Origin of the sequence: Marinoscillum sp. MHG1-6 (genome assembly GCF_024714475.1) — a bacterium.
Lineage (GTDB): Bacteria > Bacteroidota > Bacteroidia > Cytophagales > Cyclobacteriaceae > JAMZMI01.
Genome location: NZ_JAMZMI010000006.1, coordinates 1 through 16,811, shown reverse-complemented (window position 1 = coordinate 16,811; position 16,811 = coordinate 1). Strand labels below are relative to the sequence as shown.

7 protein-coding genes are annotated in these 16,811 nt (G+C 42.4%); all 7 read left to right on the top strand.

What is annotated here, in order from left to right:
* The first annotated feature begins 130 nt into the window (after nucleotides 1-130).
* Nucleotides 131-1,864 (top strand): alpha-glucosidase, encoded by a 1,734-nt coding sequence (locus NXR94_RS13385; protein ID WP_258105161.1) that lies wholly within the window; start codon nucleotides 131-133, stop codon nucleotides 1,862-1,864.
* 244 nt (nucleotides 1,865-2,108) lie between these two features.
* Entirely contained in the window at nucleotides 2,109-5,231 is a 3,123-nt protein-coding gene (locus tag NXR94_RS13380) for a SusC/RagA family TonB-linked outer membrane protein (RefSeq protein ID WP_258105160.1), read from the top strand.
* Between the two features lie 18 nt (nucleotides 5,232-5,249).
* Entirely contained in the window at nucleotides 5,250-6,776 is a 1,527-nt protein-coding gene (locus tag NXR94_RS13375; RefSeq protein ID WP_258105159.1) for a RagB/SusD family nutrient uptake outer membrane protein, read from the top strand.
* A 157-nt stretch (nucleotides 6,777-6,933) separates the two neighbouring features.
* The gene (locus NXR94_RS13370; RefSeq protein ID WP_258105158.1) at nucleotides 6,934-10,125 is read left to right on the top strand and encodes a VCBS repeat-containing protein; all 3,192 of its coding nucleotides are present in this window, start codon (nucleotides 6,934-6,936) and stop codon (nucleotides 10,123-10,125) included.
* The gene (locus NXR94_RS13365; protein WP_258105157.1) at nucleotides 10,115-13,399 is read left to right on the top strand and encodes a VCBS repeat-containing protein; all 3,285 of its coding nucleotides are present in this window, start codon (nucleotides 10,115-10,117) and stop codon (nucleotides 13,397-13,399) included. Before NXR94_RS13370 ends, NXR94_RS13365 begins: the two co-directional genes overlap by 11 nt.
* Nucleotides 13,396-14,754, top strand: coding sequence for a vanadium-dependent haloperoxidase (locus NXR94_RS13360; RefSeq protein ID WP_258105156.1), 1,359 nt, complete (start codon nucleotides 13,396-13,398; stop codon nucleotides 14,752-14,754). The genes NXR94_RS13365 and NXR94_RS13360 overlap by 4 nt, the downstream gene beginning before the upstream one ends.
* A 10-nt stretch (nucleotides 14,755-14,764) precedes the next feature.
* Nucleotides 14,765-16,390, top strand: a complete 1,626-nt coding sequence (treF, locus tag NXR94_RS13355; RefSeq protein ID WP_258105155.1) for an alpha,alpha-trehalase TreF — start codon at nucleotides 14,765-14,767, stop codon at nucleotides 16,388-16,390.
* Nucleotides 16,391-16,811: the final 421 nt, after the last annotated feature.

Genomic DNA, 16,811 nt, shown 5'->3' with positions numbered 1-16,811 from the left:
AATTTTAGACATTGAGTCTTTTAAGCCCGGTATTGGCAATGGTTGCTGATGCCGGGTTTTTCTTTTAGGGGCAATTTGACTAACTTTTTACCAGGTCATAATACTCATTTATCCATTAAACCCCATGATAATGAAATGGCCTGTCCTCATCCTTATTTTTTCCTTTCTCTTAATTGATTGCGCGAAAAAGACCGAACAACCTCCTGCAGAACCCGATTATGAGCCCAAATGGTGGAAGGAGGGTATTATATATCAGATTTATCCAAGGAGTTTTAAGGATTCCGATGGTGACGGAGTAGGAGATCTTCGGGGGATCATTGAAAAGTTGGATTATATCCAAAGTCTGGGAGTGGACATGGTTTGGTTAAACCCTATTTACCAATCGCCGAATGTTGATAATGGCTATGATATTAGTGATTACAGAAATATCATGGATGAATTCGGTACGATGGAGGACTTCGATGAAATGCTTGCAGGAATGCATGAGCGTGGGATCAGGTTTGTCATGGATGTAGTTGTGAATCATAGCAGCAATAAGCATGAGTGGTTTAAACAGTCCAGAAGCTCAAGAGATAATCCCTATCGAGACTATTATCATTGGTGGCCATCGGAAAAGGGTGAGCCAAATTATCGCTGGAGCTTTTTTGATGACAAGGGAGAAGCATGGAAATATGATTCCCTTACCGATTCCTATTATCTACATTATTTCGCGGTGGAACAGCCGGACCTGAATTGGGAGAACCCTAAAGTAAGGCAGGAAGTGTTTGATGTGATGAAATTCTGGGCTGAAAAGGGCGTAGATGGTTTTCGTTTGGATGCCTTTCAGTATGTATCCAAGGATACCACATTTGCTGAGCTGCCTGAAGGCTTTGAAAATAATATTAACAAATACTACGGAATGGGCCCCAACCTTCATGGCTACCTGAGAGAAATGTATGATCAGGTATTGAGTCAATATGATGTGTTTGCAGTGTCAGAAGGAGCCGGAAGCACCTTTGAGGATGCACATTCGTTGGTCGATTCAGACCGGGACGAATTGCAAATGGCTTATCACTTTGAAGGAATAGGTGTAGGAAGCAGTTTGGATAGATACACCCTTTCTGAATTTCGGGGAATATACTCTCAATGGGACAGTGCCTTTGCTGAGGATGGTTGGTTATCGATTTTTTTGGCTAATCATGATCAGCCACGGATGGTAAGCAAGTATGGTGATGATAGTCCCGAGTTCAGAGCGATTTCAAATAAAATGCTAAATACCTTTATCCTCAGTATGCGCGGGACGCCATACTGCTATTATGGGGATGAGCTTGGAATGACCAATATTGATTTTGACAGTATTGATCAATATCAGGATGTGGCGGCACTAAATGGATATAAGAAAGCGATGTCTGAAGGTGCAGATATGGATGATTTCATGCAAGAACTCAATTTTATGTCTCGAGACAATGGTCGAACTCCAATGCAATGGGATGCTACGAAGAATGCCGGGTTTAGCGATGGTGTACCCTGGTTACCGGTTAATGAAAATTACACCGAAATTAACGTTGATCTGCAGGAAGAAGATAAGGAAAGTTGCCTGAACTACTTTAGAAGGATGGTAAAACTCAGAAAAGCCAATCCGATTCTTGTTTACGGAGATTACAAAGTAATTTTTCCAAAACATGAACAGGTATATGCTTTCACACGATCATTGGGCGAACAGCAAGTGATTGTGTTATTAAATTTTAGCTCTGAGCCAGTTACAGTTACCTTGCCGGATAATGTATTAATGGGCGAAGTGTGGATTAACAATTACAAGGGAGTGAAACTGGATGGCCAAGCTCTTAACATGGAGCCATACCAGTCCATTATCGCTGAAATCTGATGCCATTTGTGTTAGGTGCATAATGTAATTGGAGAATAACGTAGTTGTTTTAATTAACCAGGTGATTTTTTAGGGTTATTTTAATCGTATCACTTAAAATTATTTTTTTCATAAATCACTAAGTGGCAAAAACAATTTGAATGATAAATTGTTAATTAATGAGTATATTTATTAGGGGTCGTATCATTTAAGGGGATTATAGAATAATTAGACAGCATTGTCTTTTTAAAGAAACCCGAACAATATGATGAGAATTCTACTACTACTCTTCTCGTTTCTGGTGGTTACGACTATTTCTCTAGCTCAACAACGAACCATTTCAGGAACAATCACAGATGCAGAAACAGGCGAAACGGTACCAGGTGCCAGTGTGCTTGTTTTGGGAACGACCAATGGTACCATCACAGACTTTGATGGGAAATTTTCTTTAACTGTTGACCAGCGTGATACCCTGCAAATCTCATTCGTTGGATATGCAAATTACATTGTACCGGTAGCCGGAACGACTAACTTCAATATTGGTCTTTCAACAGATGTTGAAGAATTGGCGGAGGTCGTGGTGATTGGATACGGACAAGTGGAGAAAAGAGATGCAACAGGTGCGGTGGCTTCTGTAAAATCAGAAGATTTTAATGGGGGAGTGATCGCAAGTCCGGAACAACTTTTTCAGGGAAAAGCTGCCGGTGTTCAAATTACCGGAAACAGTGGTGAGCCCGGAGCTGGAGTTAATATTCGGATACGGGGTTCATCCTCTGTTAGAAATGGGAATGGCCCTCTGTACGTGGTTGACGGCATTCCACTAACTTCGTCTGATGTGTCCAGTGGTGGAGTAGATCTGGGGCGTGGTAAGGCCGCAGCATCAAATCCGCTTACTTTTTTAAATCCTAGTGATATCGCTAGTATCGATATTCTTAAAGATGCATCTGCTACGGCTATTTATGGTTCCAGAGGAGCTAATGGTGTTGTGATCATCACCACGAAAAGTGGGAAGGGAGCCAAGGCCTCTGTGACTTATTCGGCTTCTGCGAGTTTGGCTCATGTAGCAAGAACATTCGATCTACTTAACGCACAGGAGTTTTTGGATGGAGCTGTGGCCAGAGGGGGGATACGTACAGAGTTGGATTTTGGCTCCGAAACAGATTGGCAGAAAGAAATCTTTCAGACTGGTATATCAACTAAACATGATGTGGCTTATGGCAATGGCTATAAAAATGGTGATTACCGCCTTTCTGTATCATATGGGCACCAAGGGGGGATAATTGATAAATCTGAATTGGATAGATACAGTGCTCGACTCAATTTGAATCATCGAATGCTCGATGATAAGTTGAAGTTGGGATTCCAGGGAACGATCTCAAGGGTCAATAATTCCCAGGTTCCATTAGCAGATGATACAGGTTTTGAAGGAGATTTGCTTGCTGCTACCTATATGGCCAATCCGACGTGGCCTGGAGACCCTGACTTTCAGCCTGAAACTTCAAATGTGAACCCGTTATCCTACTTAAAATATTCCGAGGATGTGACCCAAACTGATAGGGCACTAATTGGTTTAACAGGGGAGTATCAACTTTTGGATCCACTAAGTTTTAAGGTGAATGTTGGTTTGGATCGTACACATTCTATCAGGGAGGCTGCAATAAGTGGAGACCTCAACCTTATAGGAAGGCAGGCGATACCTGGTAACGGCAAGGGTGCTAGATCAGATTGGAATACTGATAGTGATCTGGTTGAAGCATATTTTAATTTTGTTAAAGATCTTGGAAATGCCAAAGTAAATGCGGTTTTAGGTTACTCCTACCAGCAGTTTAAAAGGGATGGGACTAATAATGTGGGCTGGGGATATAGCACCTCAGATCTTTCTGAAATGCACAAAGAACTGGAAAGGACAGCTAAATTGATAAGGTCAAGTGTTTCAGGTGATTATCAGCAATGGGGCTACCAAAAGGTTTATGATGAAAATGGAATTGAAACTGGAGAGAGGCTCTTTGTCAATAGACTATTTCCAACGCCAACTTCAGAGGTGAATGATAGTTTTTCGGCCTTTCCTGTTAGTCTCAAGTCCATAACTGAGGATGTGTTTGAGGAGGTTGATGAACTGCAGTCATACTTTGTACGGGTTAATTATACCCTCCTGGATCGGTATATGTTTACGGGTACTGTAAGAACGGATGGTTCGAGCAAATTTGGAAGCGAAAATCAGTACGGCATTTTTCCTTCGCTGGCTTTAGGTTGGAGGATTTCTGATGAATCCTTTGCTCCTTCTTTTTTCCAGGATTTGAAATTGAGAGCAGGATGGGGAATAACTGGTAACCAGGAAATTCCTCATAACTTGCATCAGGCCAGACAGCGCTACGGAGCTATTACGGTCGGGGATAACGGAAATGTTGCGATCCCTAGCCTTACCACCATCGCATTTGCTAACCCCGATTTACAATGGGAGCAAACAATCCAAACCAACATCGGATTTGATTTTGGTGTCATGGATGGTAGATTAAATGGTACAGTGGATTACTACAACAAGGTCACCACTAATCTCTTGATAAAAATAACATCCGCTCAACCGGCACCCCAACCCTTCTACTGGGCCAACTTGGATGCTGAAGTAGTTAATACCGGTTTCGAGGTAACCTTGAATTATAATATCCTCAGCAACAATGCCCTTACATGGGATGTGAGTGGTAATTATTCCAATAATTCAAACGAAGTCAGTGGTCTGACGACATTCTTAAATACCGGCCAAATTAATGGTCAGGGGTTGACTGGAGCATTTGCTCAGAGAATTGCCAACGATCAGCCACTATACGCCTATTATCTACGAGAGTTTTCTGGATTTGATGCAGATGGCTTTAGTATTTACGAAGGGGGAGATGTGCAAAAGTTTATCGGAAAGTCACCACTGCCAAAAACCAATGTTGGACTTTCTACGAATCTCGCTTATAAAAACTGGAACTTGAATGTTTATGCTTATGGGCAATTTGGAGGGTACGTATATAACAATACGGAAAACGCCTTGTTCACATCAGGAGCTCTTGGTAGTGGCCGAAATGTTATTCGAGATGTAATTGAGTCAAATGAGTCTAACCTAAACGCTCCCGATGTATCTACCAGGTTCCTTGAAAAGAGTGATTTTGTAAGAATTCAGAATTTTGCTTTGGGCTATAATTTCAATACAGAGTCCATTGCATTTTTAGAAATGCTCAGCTTAAGTGCAACTGTGCAGAACTTATTTCTGTTTACTAATTACTCTGGATTAGATCCTGAGGTGAATAATAATAAGGCTTTGGATGATATTCCATCATTTGGAATTGAATATTCACCATATCCAAGACCAAGAGTTTATACCATAGGGCTCAATGCCAAGTTTTAATCTAAAAATGGACGGAAAATGAAAAGAGCATTAACATTTATACTGTCACTTGCATCCATTTATGTTTTTTATGGTTGCGACATTGATGTCGAAGAAAAAGATTCCCTGTTGATTGAAACCGCTTCTGGAGAATTTGGTGGAGTAGACCCTACCACGTCCCTTGAGGGTGCTTATGAAGATTTAAGAGCCATTATGGAATCGCAGGAGAGGATTCTGGCTTTATCCGAGCATCCCTCAGATGAGTATATGGGGCCTACACGTGGGACTGACTGGGGAGATAACGGAATATGGCGAACCTTACATCAACATACCTGGTCTGCCAATCATAACTTTATACGTGACACATGGAATCAAGTGAATGAGCGTGTATTTAAGCTGGGCCAAATTCTTCACCCGGCTTCCGCAGCAAGTACCCAGCAAGCTGCAGAGGCTAAATTTCTTAGGGCCTGGTATATGTATTGGATATTGGATTTTTGGGGTCAGGTGCCTATTCGGGAGCCTGATGCAGGAATAGATGAAGACCCCATTGTGCTCAATGCTACTCAGGCGTTTAATACCATTCTTGAGGACTTAGATGATGCAATTGCTGATTTGCCTGCTGCTGCGCCCGGTGTAGCCAATACGAAGTCTGCCACAAAAACTGCCGCTCAATACCTCAAGGCGAAGTTACTACTCAACAAGGCAGCATTCCTTGGTGGATCAGAAGATCCTGCGGATATGACTACAGTGATTAGTTTGGTTGATTCTATTTCGGCTGAAGGTTTCGCTCTGGAGGATGATTATTTTGAGATTTTCCGTTCAACGGATGATAATGAGACCATCTTTTGGACTCCATCTTCAATTGGTCCTCGTGTATGGTGTGGACTTCATTATAACCAACCTACTAGAGATAATGCTGGTGGTTGGAATGGCTTTACTACGACATCAGATTTCTACAATCTTTTCGAAGGTGATCAGAACATCAATGTCCTGGGCAGTAATCAGGAGGAAAGAAGAGGTTATGTGCCCACCGATGGTTCTTTACAGGGGATTGGATTGGGTTTTTTGATAGGTCAGCAATATGATTCTACTGGGGTGGCACTTAAAGATCGAGCAGGAAATCCACTTGTTTTTACCTTGGAAATGCCTGGTATTTCAGGAAACAATGAGCGAACTGGGGTGAGGATTATCAAGTATCACCCGAATGATGGAGCATCAAGGCAGCATGTGATTTTGATGCGTTATGCAGACGCCTATTTGATGAAGGTGGAGGCGATTCTTAGAGGGGGTACTTCATCAGATGATCCACTCACCATGATAAATGATCTTAGGGCCTTACGTGAAGCTCAACCTGCTACCACCGTGGATTTTGATTATTTATTGGACGAAAGGGGACGTGAACTTTACCTTGAAATGTGGAGAAGAAATGATCTGATCCGGTTTGAAAAATTTACTGCAGAAACGTGGCAGTTTAAGGAGGCTTCAGAAAGCTACAGGGTTAAATTTCCCATTCCAGAGCAAGCATTGGCCACCAACCCTAATTTGATTCAGAATGAAGGTTACTGATCCATTTAGTTAATAGATTTAGTTGGAAAGCAGAGGTCATTCTCTGCTTTTTTTATATCTTATTAGCATGAAGCTATCGTGTTTGTTCTGCACACCTCTTTTGTTGTTGATTGGTTGTAAAGAACCAAATGAACCGGCTTTAAAAATGTTCACTAAAATGAGCCCTGAGCAAACAGGGGTTGATTTCGTGAATCAACTGGACCTTCAGGAGGGACTCGATGTTTTTCGCTACAGAAATTACTATAACGGTGGCGGAGTCGGCATTGGGGATATTAACCAGGATGGCTTGCCGGACATCTATATGGTCTCGAACCTCTCATCAAATAAACTTTTCCTCAATCTGGGCGACTTTACCTTCAGAGATATTACAGACGAAGCGGGTGTTGGCGGTAATAAGCCCTGGTCTACAGGTGTAGCAATGGCAGACATTAATGGTGATGGCTTGCTGGATATTTATGTCTGTAATTCCGGTGATGTCGATGGCGGCAATCGCGGTAATGAATTATTCATCAATCAGGGGGACGGAAGTTTTTCAGAGGAAGCGGGAGCCTATGGTCTGAGTGATCAGGGGTTTTCAACACATGCGGCCTTTTTTGACTTTGATCAGGATGGAGATCTTGACTGTTATTTACTCAACAACTCTTTTAGACCAGTTTCTAGTCTCCCAATAGAAAACATCAGAGATCAAAGAGACGAGCTCGGGGGGGATAAGTTTTATAAAAATGAATCTGGGAAGTTCGTAGATGTAAGTGAGGAGGTAGGAGTTTATGGTAGTGTGATAGGTTTTGGATTGGGTATTACACTGCTCGATGTCAACAAGGATAGCTGGACTGATATCTACGTATCTAACGATTTTTTCGAGAGGGATTATTTGTATTTAAACAAAGGTGGTTCTCGTTTCGAGGAAGTGCTGGAGGATTATTTTGGACAAACGAGTCTTTTCTCAATGGGAGCTGACGCTGCTGATTTGAATAATGATGGACTGGAAGAAGTCTTTGTTACCGATATGCTTCCTCGAGACCCTCAACGTCTAAAGCAAACAACACGCTTTGAATCTTACGACTTATTCAACTTGAAAAAGAGCAGAGGTTTCCATAATCAGTTTATGAAAAACACCCTTCAACTTAATTCAGGTAATGGATGGTTTGAAGAAGTAGGACAGCAATTTGGAGTCAGTGCCACTGACTGGAGCTGGGGTGCATTGATTTTTGATATGGACAATGATGGGTACAAAGACATTTTCGTGGCCAATGGCATTTATAAAGATGTAACGGATCAGGACTTTCTGAAATACTTCTCGAGCGATGAAAACCTGGAGGCGGCAAGAAAAGGAGAAGAAGTAAAGTTTGAAGATTTTAATGAGCGTATGCCGTCCAATCCACTTTCCAATGTCGTTTTTAGCCTGGATAGTACCAGTCGCTATATGGACAAATCTGAAGCATGGGGGCTGAGTGAGCCTTCCTACTCCAATGGGGCGGCTTATGCTGATTTGGACCTGGATGGGGACTTAGATCTCGTAGTGAACAACGTCAATCAGCAGGCGTTCATTTATCGAAATGAGTCTGATCAACTATCAAATAACCACTTTCTTCGACTTGGCTTAAAGGGTGATGTGAAAAATAAGTTTGCCATAGGCGCCGAGGTAAAACTCTATTTGGGCGATGAAATTATTTCCTATCAACATTACCCGACCAAAGGATTTCAATCTTCAATGGATTATACGATTTCCCTCGGTTTAGGGAATCGTGTGGTAATAGATAGCCTGGAAATACTGTGGTCCGAAAGTCGACGAACAATCCTATCAAATCCACCTATTGATACCACCTTGCAATTTTCTATCAATGATTCCAAAAGTTATATGGTCCCTCCCGGGTCCAAGGATCCAATTTTCACCAAAAAGCCTTTTGACCATCCACATATAGAAAATCATTTTATTGACTTCGATTATAATCGGCTGCTCTATCATCAATTGTCGATGGATGGCCCGTGCCTGGCAGTTGCAGATTTAAATACGGATGGACTTGATGATTTTTTCATTGGAGGAGCAGCCGGTTATCCCGGATCTATATACCTCAATAACGGTAATGATGGGTTTCGTTCAGTTTCGATTCAGTTATTAATTGATGATGCCGATTTCGAAGATGTAGATGCTGTATTTTTTGATGCCGATTTGGATGGGGATGATGACTTGTTGGTAGTTAGTGGGGGGGTTGAAAATGGAGATAATAGTATCCTTTTTAAACATCGATATTATATCAATCAATCGGATAATGGTAAACTCTCTTTCACAAGAGGCGAACTACCTGTTAAGGCGTTTTCAGGTAGCTGCATCCGTGTGGCTGATTATGATGACGACAATGATCCGGATATTTTTATAGGTGCAAGAAGTATTCCCGGACGATATGGAATAGCACCTTCCAGTTATTTATTAGAGAATGATGGACAGGGCCATTTTTCTGACGTTACTCCACAAAGGATTTCTTCGCTGTCTCAACTTGGAATGGTGACGGATGCTACCTGGTTGGATTATGATGAAGACGGCGATCAGGATTTGTTTATTGTGGGCGATTGGATGCCGCTTACCTTATTCGAAAATCGAGGAGATTTTTTTCAGCAACGCGCTGATTTTGGCGCTTCCCAAAATTCTAAGGGTTGGTGGAGGTCATTGATGGTAGCGGACATTGATCAGGATGGACATAAAGATCTTGTAGGTGGTAATTGGGGAACGAATTCAATGTTCACGGCTTCATCAGCATCCCCAATCCGATTGTATATCAATGATTTTGATGAGAATGGTTCGCTGGACCATATCTCCTGCTTTTGGCAGGATGGAAAATATTACCCCTATCATCTCAGGGATGATTTACTGAGTCAATTAGTATTCCTAAAAAAGAAGTTTCCGTCATTCGCTTCGTATCGTGATCAACCTATTGAGCAAATTTTTTCTCCTGAGCAGCTGGAAAAATGCCTTGTTCTGGAGGTGCAGGAACTTCGTTCGGGGGTGTTTCTAAATAGTGGTGATGGAGATTTTAGGTTCGAACCGTTACCACAGCGAGCTCAAATTGCTCCCATTTTCTCAATGCTCTTGGAAGACTTTAACAAGGATGAGGAAGATGAAATAATGGTGGTAGGCAATTTTTTCGGTACAAGACCTGAAGAAGGTATTTATGATGGCAATCACGGTCAGGTTTATTCTGTGGAAGGTCAGGGACTCAGGGAGGTCAGTTTTGATCAGACCGGACTATTCCTGAAGGGACAGGTTCGGGAAATAAAGATTGCACAAGGTAAACATTCACGACTCATGCTGGTGGGCAGAAACAATGATCAAATGGAGATTTATGCGTATTAGTGGGTTGAGCATATTGATGATTATTCTGACGATCGCCTGCAAGGAAAAAACTCGTTTTCAATTGCTGCCTTCTGAGCAGACAGGGATTGATTTCGTGAATGAAATCACCCCGACTACAGATCTGAACATTTTCAATTATTTGTACTTCTACAACGGAGGGGGAGTTGCAGCCGGAGACCTTAATGGGGATCTTTTACCAGATCTTTATTTTGTTTCCAATCAGGGCCAATCGCAGCTGTATCTGAATCAGGGAGATTTTAAATTTTTAGATATATCAGAGGTTCTCAATCGAAAGGATCGAAATAGCCAATGGTGCACAGGAGTGACATTTGCCGATGTCAATGGAGATGGTCTCATGGATATCTATGCGCAGGAGGTAGGTAGTCACTTGAAGGTCTATGGCCAAAACAAGCTTTATATCAATCAGGGTAACGATGAAAATGGTATTCCTCAATTCAAGGAGATGGCTAAAAAGTATGGTTTAGATTTGGTGGGTTATTGCACCCAGGCGGCCTTTCTGGATTATGATTTAGATGGAGATTTGGATATGTACCAACTGAATCACTCTATTCATGCTCACGGCACTTTCACCAAATCAGACCTGAGATATGAAAAGCACCCCTTGGCCGGAGATCGCTTTTTACGAAATGATGGTGATTACTTTAAAGATGTGACGGATTCATGCGGCATCTATTCTTCACCCCTGGGATATGGTTTGGGTATCGCGGTGAGCGATATTAACGAGGATGGATATCCGGATTTGTACATTGGGAATGACTTCCATGAAAATGACTATTTCTATATCAATCAGAAAGATGGGACCTTCAAGGATCAACTTGGTGACATGATGGGCCATACTAGTCGTTTTTCTATGGGAAATGATATCGGAGATATTAATAATGACGGAGCTATGGATGTCTTGTCTCTGGACATGCTGCCACGTGATTACGCGGAGCAAAAGTCTTCAGAGGGAGAAGATAATTTCGATGTGTTTAGGTACAAACTGAGCTATGGATATAACTATCAGTATGCCAGAAATACCCTCCAATTAAACCGGGGTAATGGAAAATTCAGCGATATCGCCTTTTACTCTGATGTTCAGGCCACTGATTGGAGCTGGGCGGGCTTGTTGGCAGATTTTGATCTGAATGGTTTTAATGATTTATACGTAGCCAATGGGATAAAAAACCGGATCAATGATTCCGACTATATCAAATTCATAGCTAATGAGGCCATCAGTCAGAAGCTGGAAAAAAATGTCACAAATGAAGATTTAAAGCTGTCTGAAAAGATACCGGAAGTACTCATCCCAAATTATGTCTTTCAAAACCTGGGTGGAATTCAATTTTCGGATGTTTCAGCCGAGTGGGGTCTTAACCAACCCAGCTATTCCAACGGATGTGCTTATGTTGACCTGGATCTGGATGGCGATTTGGATTTGGTGGTAAACAACATTAATCAGCGAGCATTTATTTATAAGAATAACACCCTCGAAAAGGAGCCATATCGACATTTTGTTGGGTTTCGATTTGAAGGGAACGACAGGAATAAGTTTGGTATTGGATGCAAAGTGCAAATTGAATTGTCCGATGGAAATGTACTTACCCGAGAAAATTTCATAACGCGAGGATTTGAAAGTTCGGTGGAGCCCGTTTTGCATTTTGGATTGGACACATTCCAAACTATTTCAAAAGTAAAAGTGATTTGGCCCGGGTCCGGCACGAAGGAGTATTCGAACCTTAAATCTGATCAGATTTATAAGGTTAATCAGGAGGACATGATCAACCTTCAAGACCAGTTGACAGGCCAGCGACCTGTGGTTTTGATGGATGAAGCTCATGAAATGGGTGTTGACTTCCTGCATAGAGAGAACGACTACATAGATTTTAAAAGAGAGGGGCTGATTCCTCAATCGGTTTCTATGGAAGGGCCTGCCTTTGCAAGGGCGGACTTTAACGGAGATGGCAAGGAGGATTTTTTCGTGGGTGGAGCAAAATGGCAGTACTCCCAGGTTTTCATACAAAATGAGATGGGTGGGTTTGGTAGTTTACGCTTCGAGGAGGATTCTACTTTTGAGCATGTGGATGCAATCGCCCGTGATTTCAACGGTGATGGTACGGAGGATTTATTGATTTTAAGTGGGGGGAATGAATTTCGGGGACCCTCACCGTATAGAAGTCCGCGATTATACCTTAATGACGGTCAGGCTCATTTCACATTAGATACAGAGGCGTTCGAAGAAGTTTACCTTACAGGTTCTTCGATAGCAGCCGCAGATTACGATAATGACGGAGATATGGACCTGTTCCTGGGGGCCAGAGCCGAACCATGGGCTTATGGGATAAGTCCTCAAAGCTATTTCCTGTTAAATGAAAATGGACGATTTAGTGTTGATGAGAGGTTTGACGAGCTTTCATTTCTGGGTATGGTGACGAAAGCACAATGGGCTGATATGGATCAGAATGGCATGCAGGACCTTGTGGTGGCAACTGAGTGGGGGAGTATAAAGATCATTTATCAATATTCAGATGAAATGAAAATAGTAAAGCTGGATCAGGGACTTTGGTGTGGATTGCAACTGGATGATGTCGATGGGGATGGAGATATTGATATCATAGCAGGTAACCTGGGACTCAATTCCAAAATAAAAGCCGATGATGAAAACCCTTTACACCTGTATATCAAAGATTTTGATGGTAATGATCAGGTTGAGCAGATCATTACCTACGAGCGCGGTAACCGAGAATACCTTTTTGCAGAGAGGGATGATGTGGTAGGTGCTTTACCCTATCTCAAGAAGAAATTCCCGGATTACACCTCATTTGCAAAAGCGGATTTTCATGAACTTTTCTCCGAGAAAGAACTATCCGAGGCTACAATCCTTAAAGTCAGTGAGCTTCGAAGCTGTGTGTTTTATAATAATGAAGGTCATTTTGAGAAGATCCCCTTCCCTGCTAAAGCTCAGTGGTCACCTCAGTATTCCTTTCAGCTTTTTGATCTGGGCAATGATGAAAAACGGATATTGTCCGTCGGCAATTTTCGAGGTGCTACAGTCGAGCGAGGAAAATATGATGCAAGCTATGGAGACCTCATTTCAGTCAAAGGCGTGCGGATCTCTTATATTGAAAATCAGGAGCATGGCCTGTATTTGAGCGGCGATATGCGAAAAGTCGCTCAACTGAATGTTGACGGAGAGGATTTTGTTGTTGTATTACGAAACAATGGTCCGTTATCTATATATAAGTTTAAACCTTCATTAAACCCAGCCTTATGATTAGCAGATACAAACTGGCGTTGATCCCCTGGCTTTTGCTACTCTTTATTTTCGCTTCTTGTCAAAAAGACAATAGCTATGAAGCCACGCTACAAGATGCTGAGACTTATCAAAAATGTGCAAAGAAGCTGTCGGATGCGATAGTATATGATATTTTCTCCCCACCTGTAGCCAGCAGAGTTTACGCTTATTCAAACATTGCGGCCTTTGAAACATTGGCCGCTTCTGAAGCATTCGGTCTCATTTCACTAGCGGGTCAGATTACCGAGCTAACCCCATGTCCTGAGCCAATTCCAGATGTCAATCTTCATTTGGCAAGTATCCATGCCTTCCTTACTGTTGGGAAGGCCTTGATTTTCACCGAAAAAAATTTGGGTGATTTTCAGGATCAACTATATCAACAGTTGAAGGATCAGGGATTAAGTAGTGGGGTTCGGGATGCCTCGTTAGAATACGGGGAGACGGTCGCTGCACACATATTAAAATGGGCAAATCAGGATATGTACAAACAGACGAGGACCTATCCCAAGTATACAATTTCAACTGAGCCATATGCATGGAAGCCAACCCCTCCGGATTATATGGAGGGAATTGAGCCGCATTGGAACAAAATCAGAACCTTAATACTCGATTCAGCTGATCAATTTGTGCCCACCCCTCCGCATACTTTAACAATGGATGAATCAAGTCCATTTTATGCCGAATTGAAGGAGGTGTTTGATGTAGGTAATGAGCTGAATGACGAAAGGACTGAGATCGCGAAATTCTGGGATTGTAATCCTTACGTATCCCATCATAAGGGCCATGCGATGTTCGCTACCAAGAAAATCACGCCGGGAGGGCACTGGATGGGAATTACAGCCATCGCCTGTAGGCAGACTAATAGTGGTTTTGAAACGACTGTTGAAGCTTTTACCAGAACATCAATCGCACTCTTTGATGCTTTTATAAGTTGCTGGGATGAAAAATGGAGAAGCATCGTCATCCGACCGGAAACGCTGATCAATCAATACATGGATGAAGATTGGAAACCTTTGCTACAGACACCGCCATTCCCAGAGTATACAAGTGGGCATAGTGTTATTTCAAGAGCGGCGGCGGTTACCCTCACAGACTTTTTTGGCGATGATTTTTACTTTGAGGACATCACCGAAGAGGAGTTTGGTTTACCGATGAGAACCTTTAATTCGTTTCTGGAAGCTTCTGAGGAGGCGGCCATTAGCCGGTTGTATGGAGGTATTCATTACCGGATGGCGATCGAAAATGGAGTGGCACAAGGGCATAATGTTGGTGATTTTGTTGTTGAAAATTTAAAAACTACCCAGAATAATAATGAACTGATGACACACCGATAATCCTGTAAAAATGAAACCCCATTTCTTTTCCTTAATGGTAATAGCCAGCCTTGTTATTGGATTGTCTGGCTGTGACAAGAAACCAAAAAGCACTTATTATCAGCCCTGGGTTGATATGAAGGAATTATTTCATGAGGTTCAGATGAATCGGGTCTTTGAAGACTCCAAAACATTTGTTGATTGCATCCCGCTGAAAAATCCTGAGGACATCATGAAGGAGTATAAAGCATCCAGAGGTAGAGAGGGTTTTGATCTTAAAGCGTTTGTTCAGCAAAATTTTGAGTTGCCTAAGCCGCCAGTTCAGGCGGAATTTGAACCGGTAGACTCCAAGGCCAGGATATGCGCCAACTGTTATGATTCACTCGATTTCCAACTTTATCAATACCTCGATAACAAATGGGATGAGCTGATCCGCGATTCCAATGAGGGAGTGCGAAATTCCACGTTGATTCCACTTCAAGGTCAATATATCGTTCCAGGCGGCAGATTTAGAGAGATATATTATTGGGACAGCTATTTTACGATGATTGGGCTGGAGGCGTCTGGCCGAATCGATCTCATTGAGTCTATGCTCGATAACTTTGCCGGGCTTATAGAAACTGTAGGATTTATTCCGAATGGTAATCGAACTTATTATCTGGGCCGCAGCCAGCCACCTTTCTTCTCACTGATGGTTAATCTCTACGCTAATGTCACAAGCCAGCAACAAGCACTTGGTTACCTAGATGCGATTCAGAAGGAATATGATTATTGGATGGCCGGAAGCGAACAGTTAACTGAAGAACAGCCATTTGGTGGAAGAGTGGTGTACTTGAATGATTCGGTAATTCTAAACAGGTACTGGGATGATTTCGATACACCACGACCAGAGTCGTATCGGGAAGATGTCGAGCTTGCATCTGAAGCTCCTAATAAACAGGGGCTATATAGAAATTTGAGATCGGGGGCAGCCTCTGGATGGGACTATAGTACCAGGTGGTTCGAAGACAAAGAGGAGTTTGCCTCCATCAGGACGATTGAAATGTTACCTGTTGATCTCAATTGCCTACTTTATTTCATGGAGGCACAATTGGCTTCCTTTTACAAATTGAAGGGAGATACTCAAAAATCTGATGAATATGAATTGAAAGCTTCTGAAAGAGAAGAGGCCATACGCGGTACCTTTTGGAATGACGAGTTAGGAATTTTCACAGATTACCTCTGGTCAGATGCCAAACTCGAAAGTCAGCTGACCATGGCGTCCATGTTTCCGCTTTACTTTGGTATTGCTACTGAAGCTCAAGCTGAGCGCATGTCCCGGGAGATCCGTGATAAGCTTTTGGCTCCGGGTGGTTTGTTGACGACTACTATAGAGTCCGGTCAGCAATGGGATGCCCCAAATGGTTGGGCGCCCTTGCAGTGGATAGGCATAAAAGGACTGGAGCGATATGGGTACGATGGCTTGTCGGATACCATAGCCACCCGATGGGTAAATATCAATAAGAAGGTTTATGCCAACACCGGCAGAATGATGGAGAAATACAATGTCGTGGATACCACCTTACTTGCAGGTGGAGGAGAGTATCCTACGCAGGATGGCTTCGGCTGGACTAATGGCGTTTTGCTGGGCTTACTGGCAGGAGATCCTGTAGAATAGTTTTTGGAGCGTCAGCATACTCCTTTTCATAGAAAGGGCTTAATCCCGCTATCGTCTTTATCCCTCAGCGGCGCTTCGGGGATATCGCCTCTATCGGGGCTATGGCTGGGTTCGATTTTCATAGCCTGGATTCTGGTTTCATATATCCTTTATCCAGTCACATTCTTCCCTTGATTAAATGCAGATAGTGGTTGTGGAAAAAAATGATGACGTTCTAAGTGGTTGGTGTTTAGGAGTTTGAAATGAATTATTGAAAAAAGACATAAAATTTCATTGGTTATGTCTGGCAATATCGAGGAACTTTCTATCTTTGCCCTCCCTTACGGAAACGACCGGGGAATTAGGGCTGAAAGGGTCTTAATATTTTTAATGAAAATTGCTTTTAAAGGGTGTTGGAGGTGTTAAAAAATATTTTCAAATA

Coding starts and splice junctions, on each gene's coding strand:
- NXR94_RS13380 (WP_258105160.1), top strand. CDS start 2,109: ATGATGAGAATTCTACTACTACTCTTCTCGTTTCTGGTGGTTACGACT.
- NXR94_RS13365 (WP_258105157.1), top strand. CDS start 10,115: ATGCGTATTAGTGGGTTGAGCATATTGATGATTATTCTGACGATCGCC.
- NXR94_RS13370 (WP_258105158.1), top strand. CDS start 6,934: ATGAGCCCTGAGCAAACAGGGGTTGATTTCGTGAATCAACTGGACCTT.
- NXR94_RS13385 (WP_258105161.1), top strand. CDS start 131: ATGAAATGGCCTGTCCTCATCCTTATTTTTTCCTTTCTCTTAATTGAT.
- NXR94_RS13375 (WP_258105159.1), top strand. CDS start 5,250: ATGAAAAGAGCATTAACATTTATACTGTCACTTGCATCCATTTATGTT.
- NXR94_RS13360 (WP_258105156.1), top strand. CDS start 13,396: ATGATTAGCAGATACAAACTGGCGTTGATCCCCTGGCTTTTGCTACTC.
- treF (WP_258105155.1), top strand. CDS start 14,765: ATGAAACCCCATTTCTTTTCCTTAATGGTAATAGCCAGCCTTGTTATT.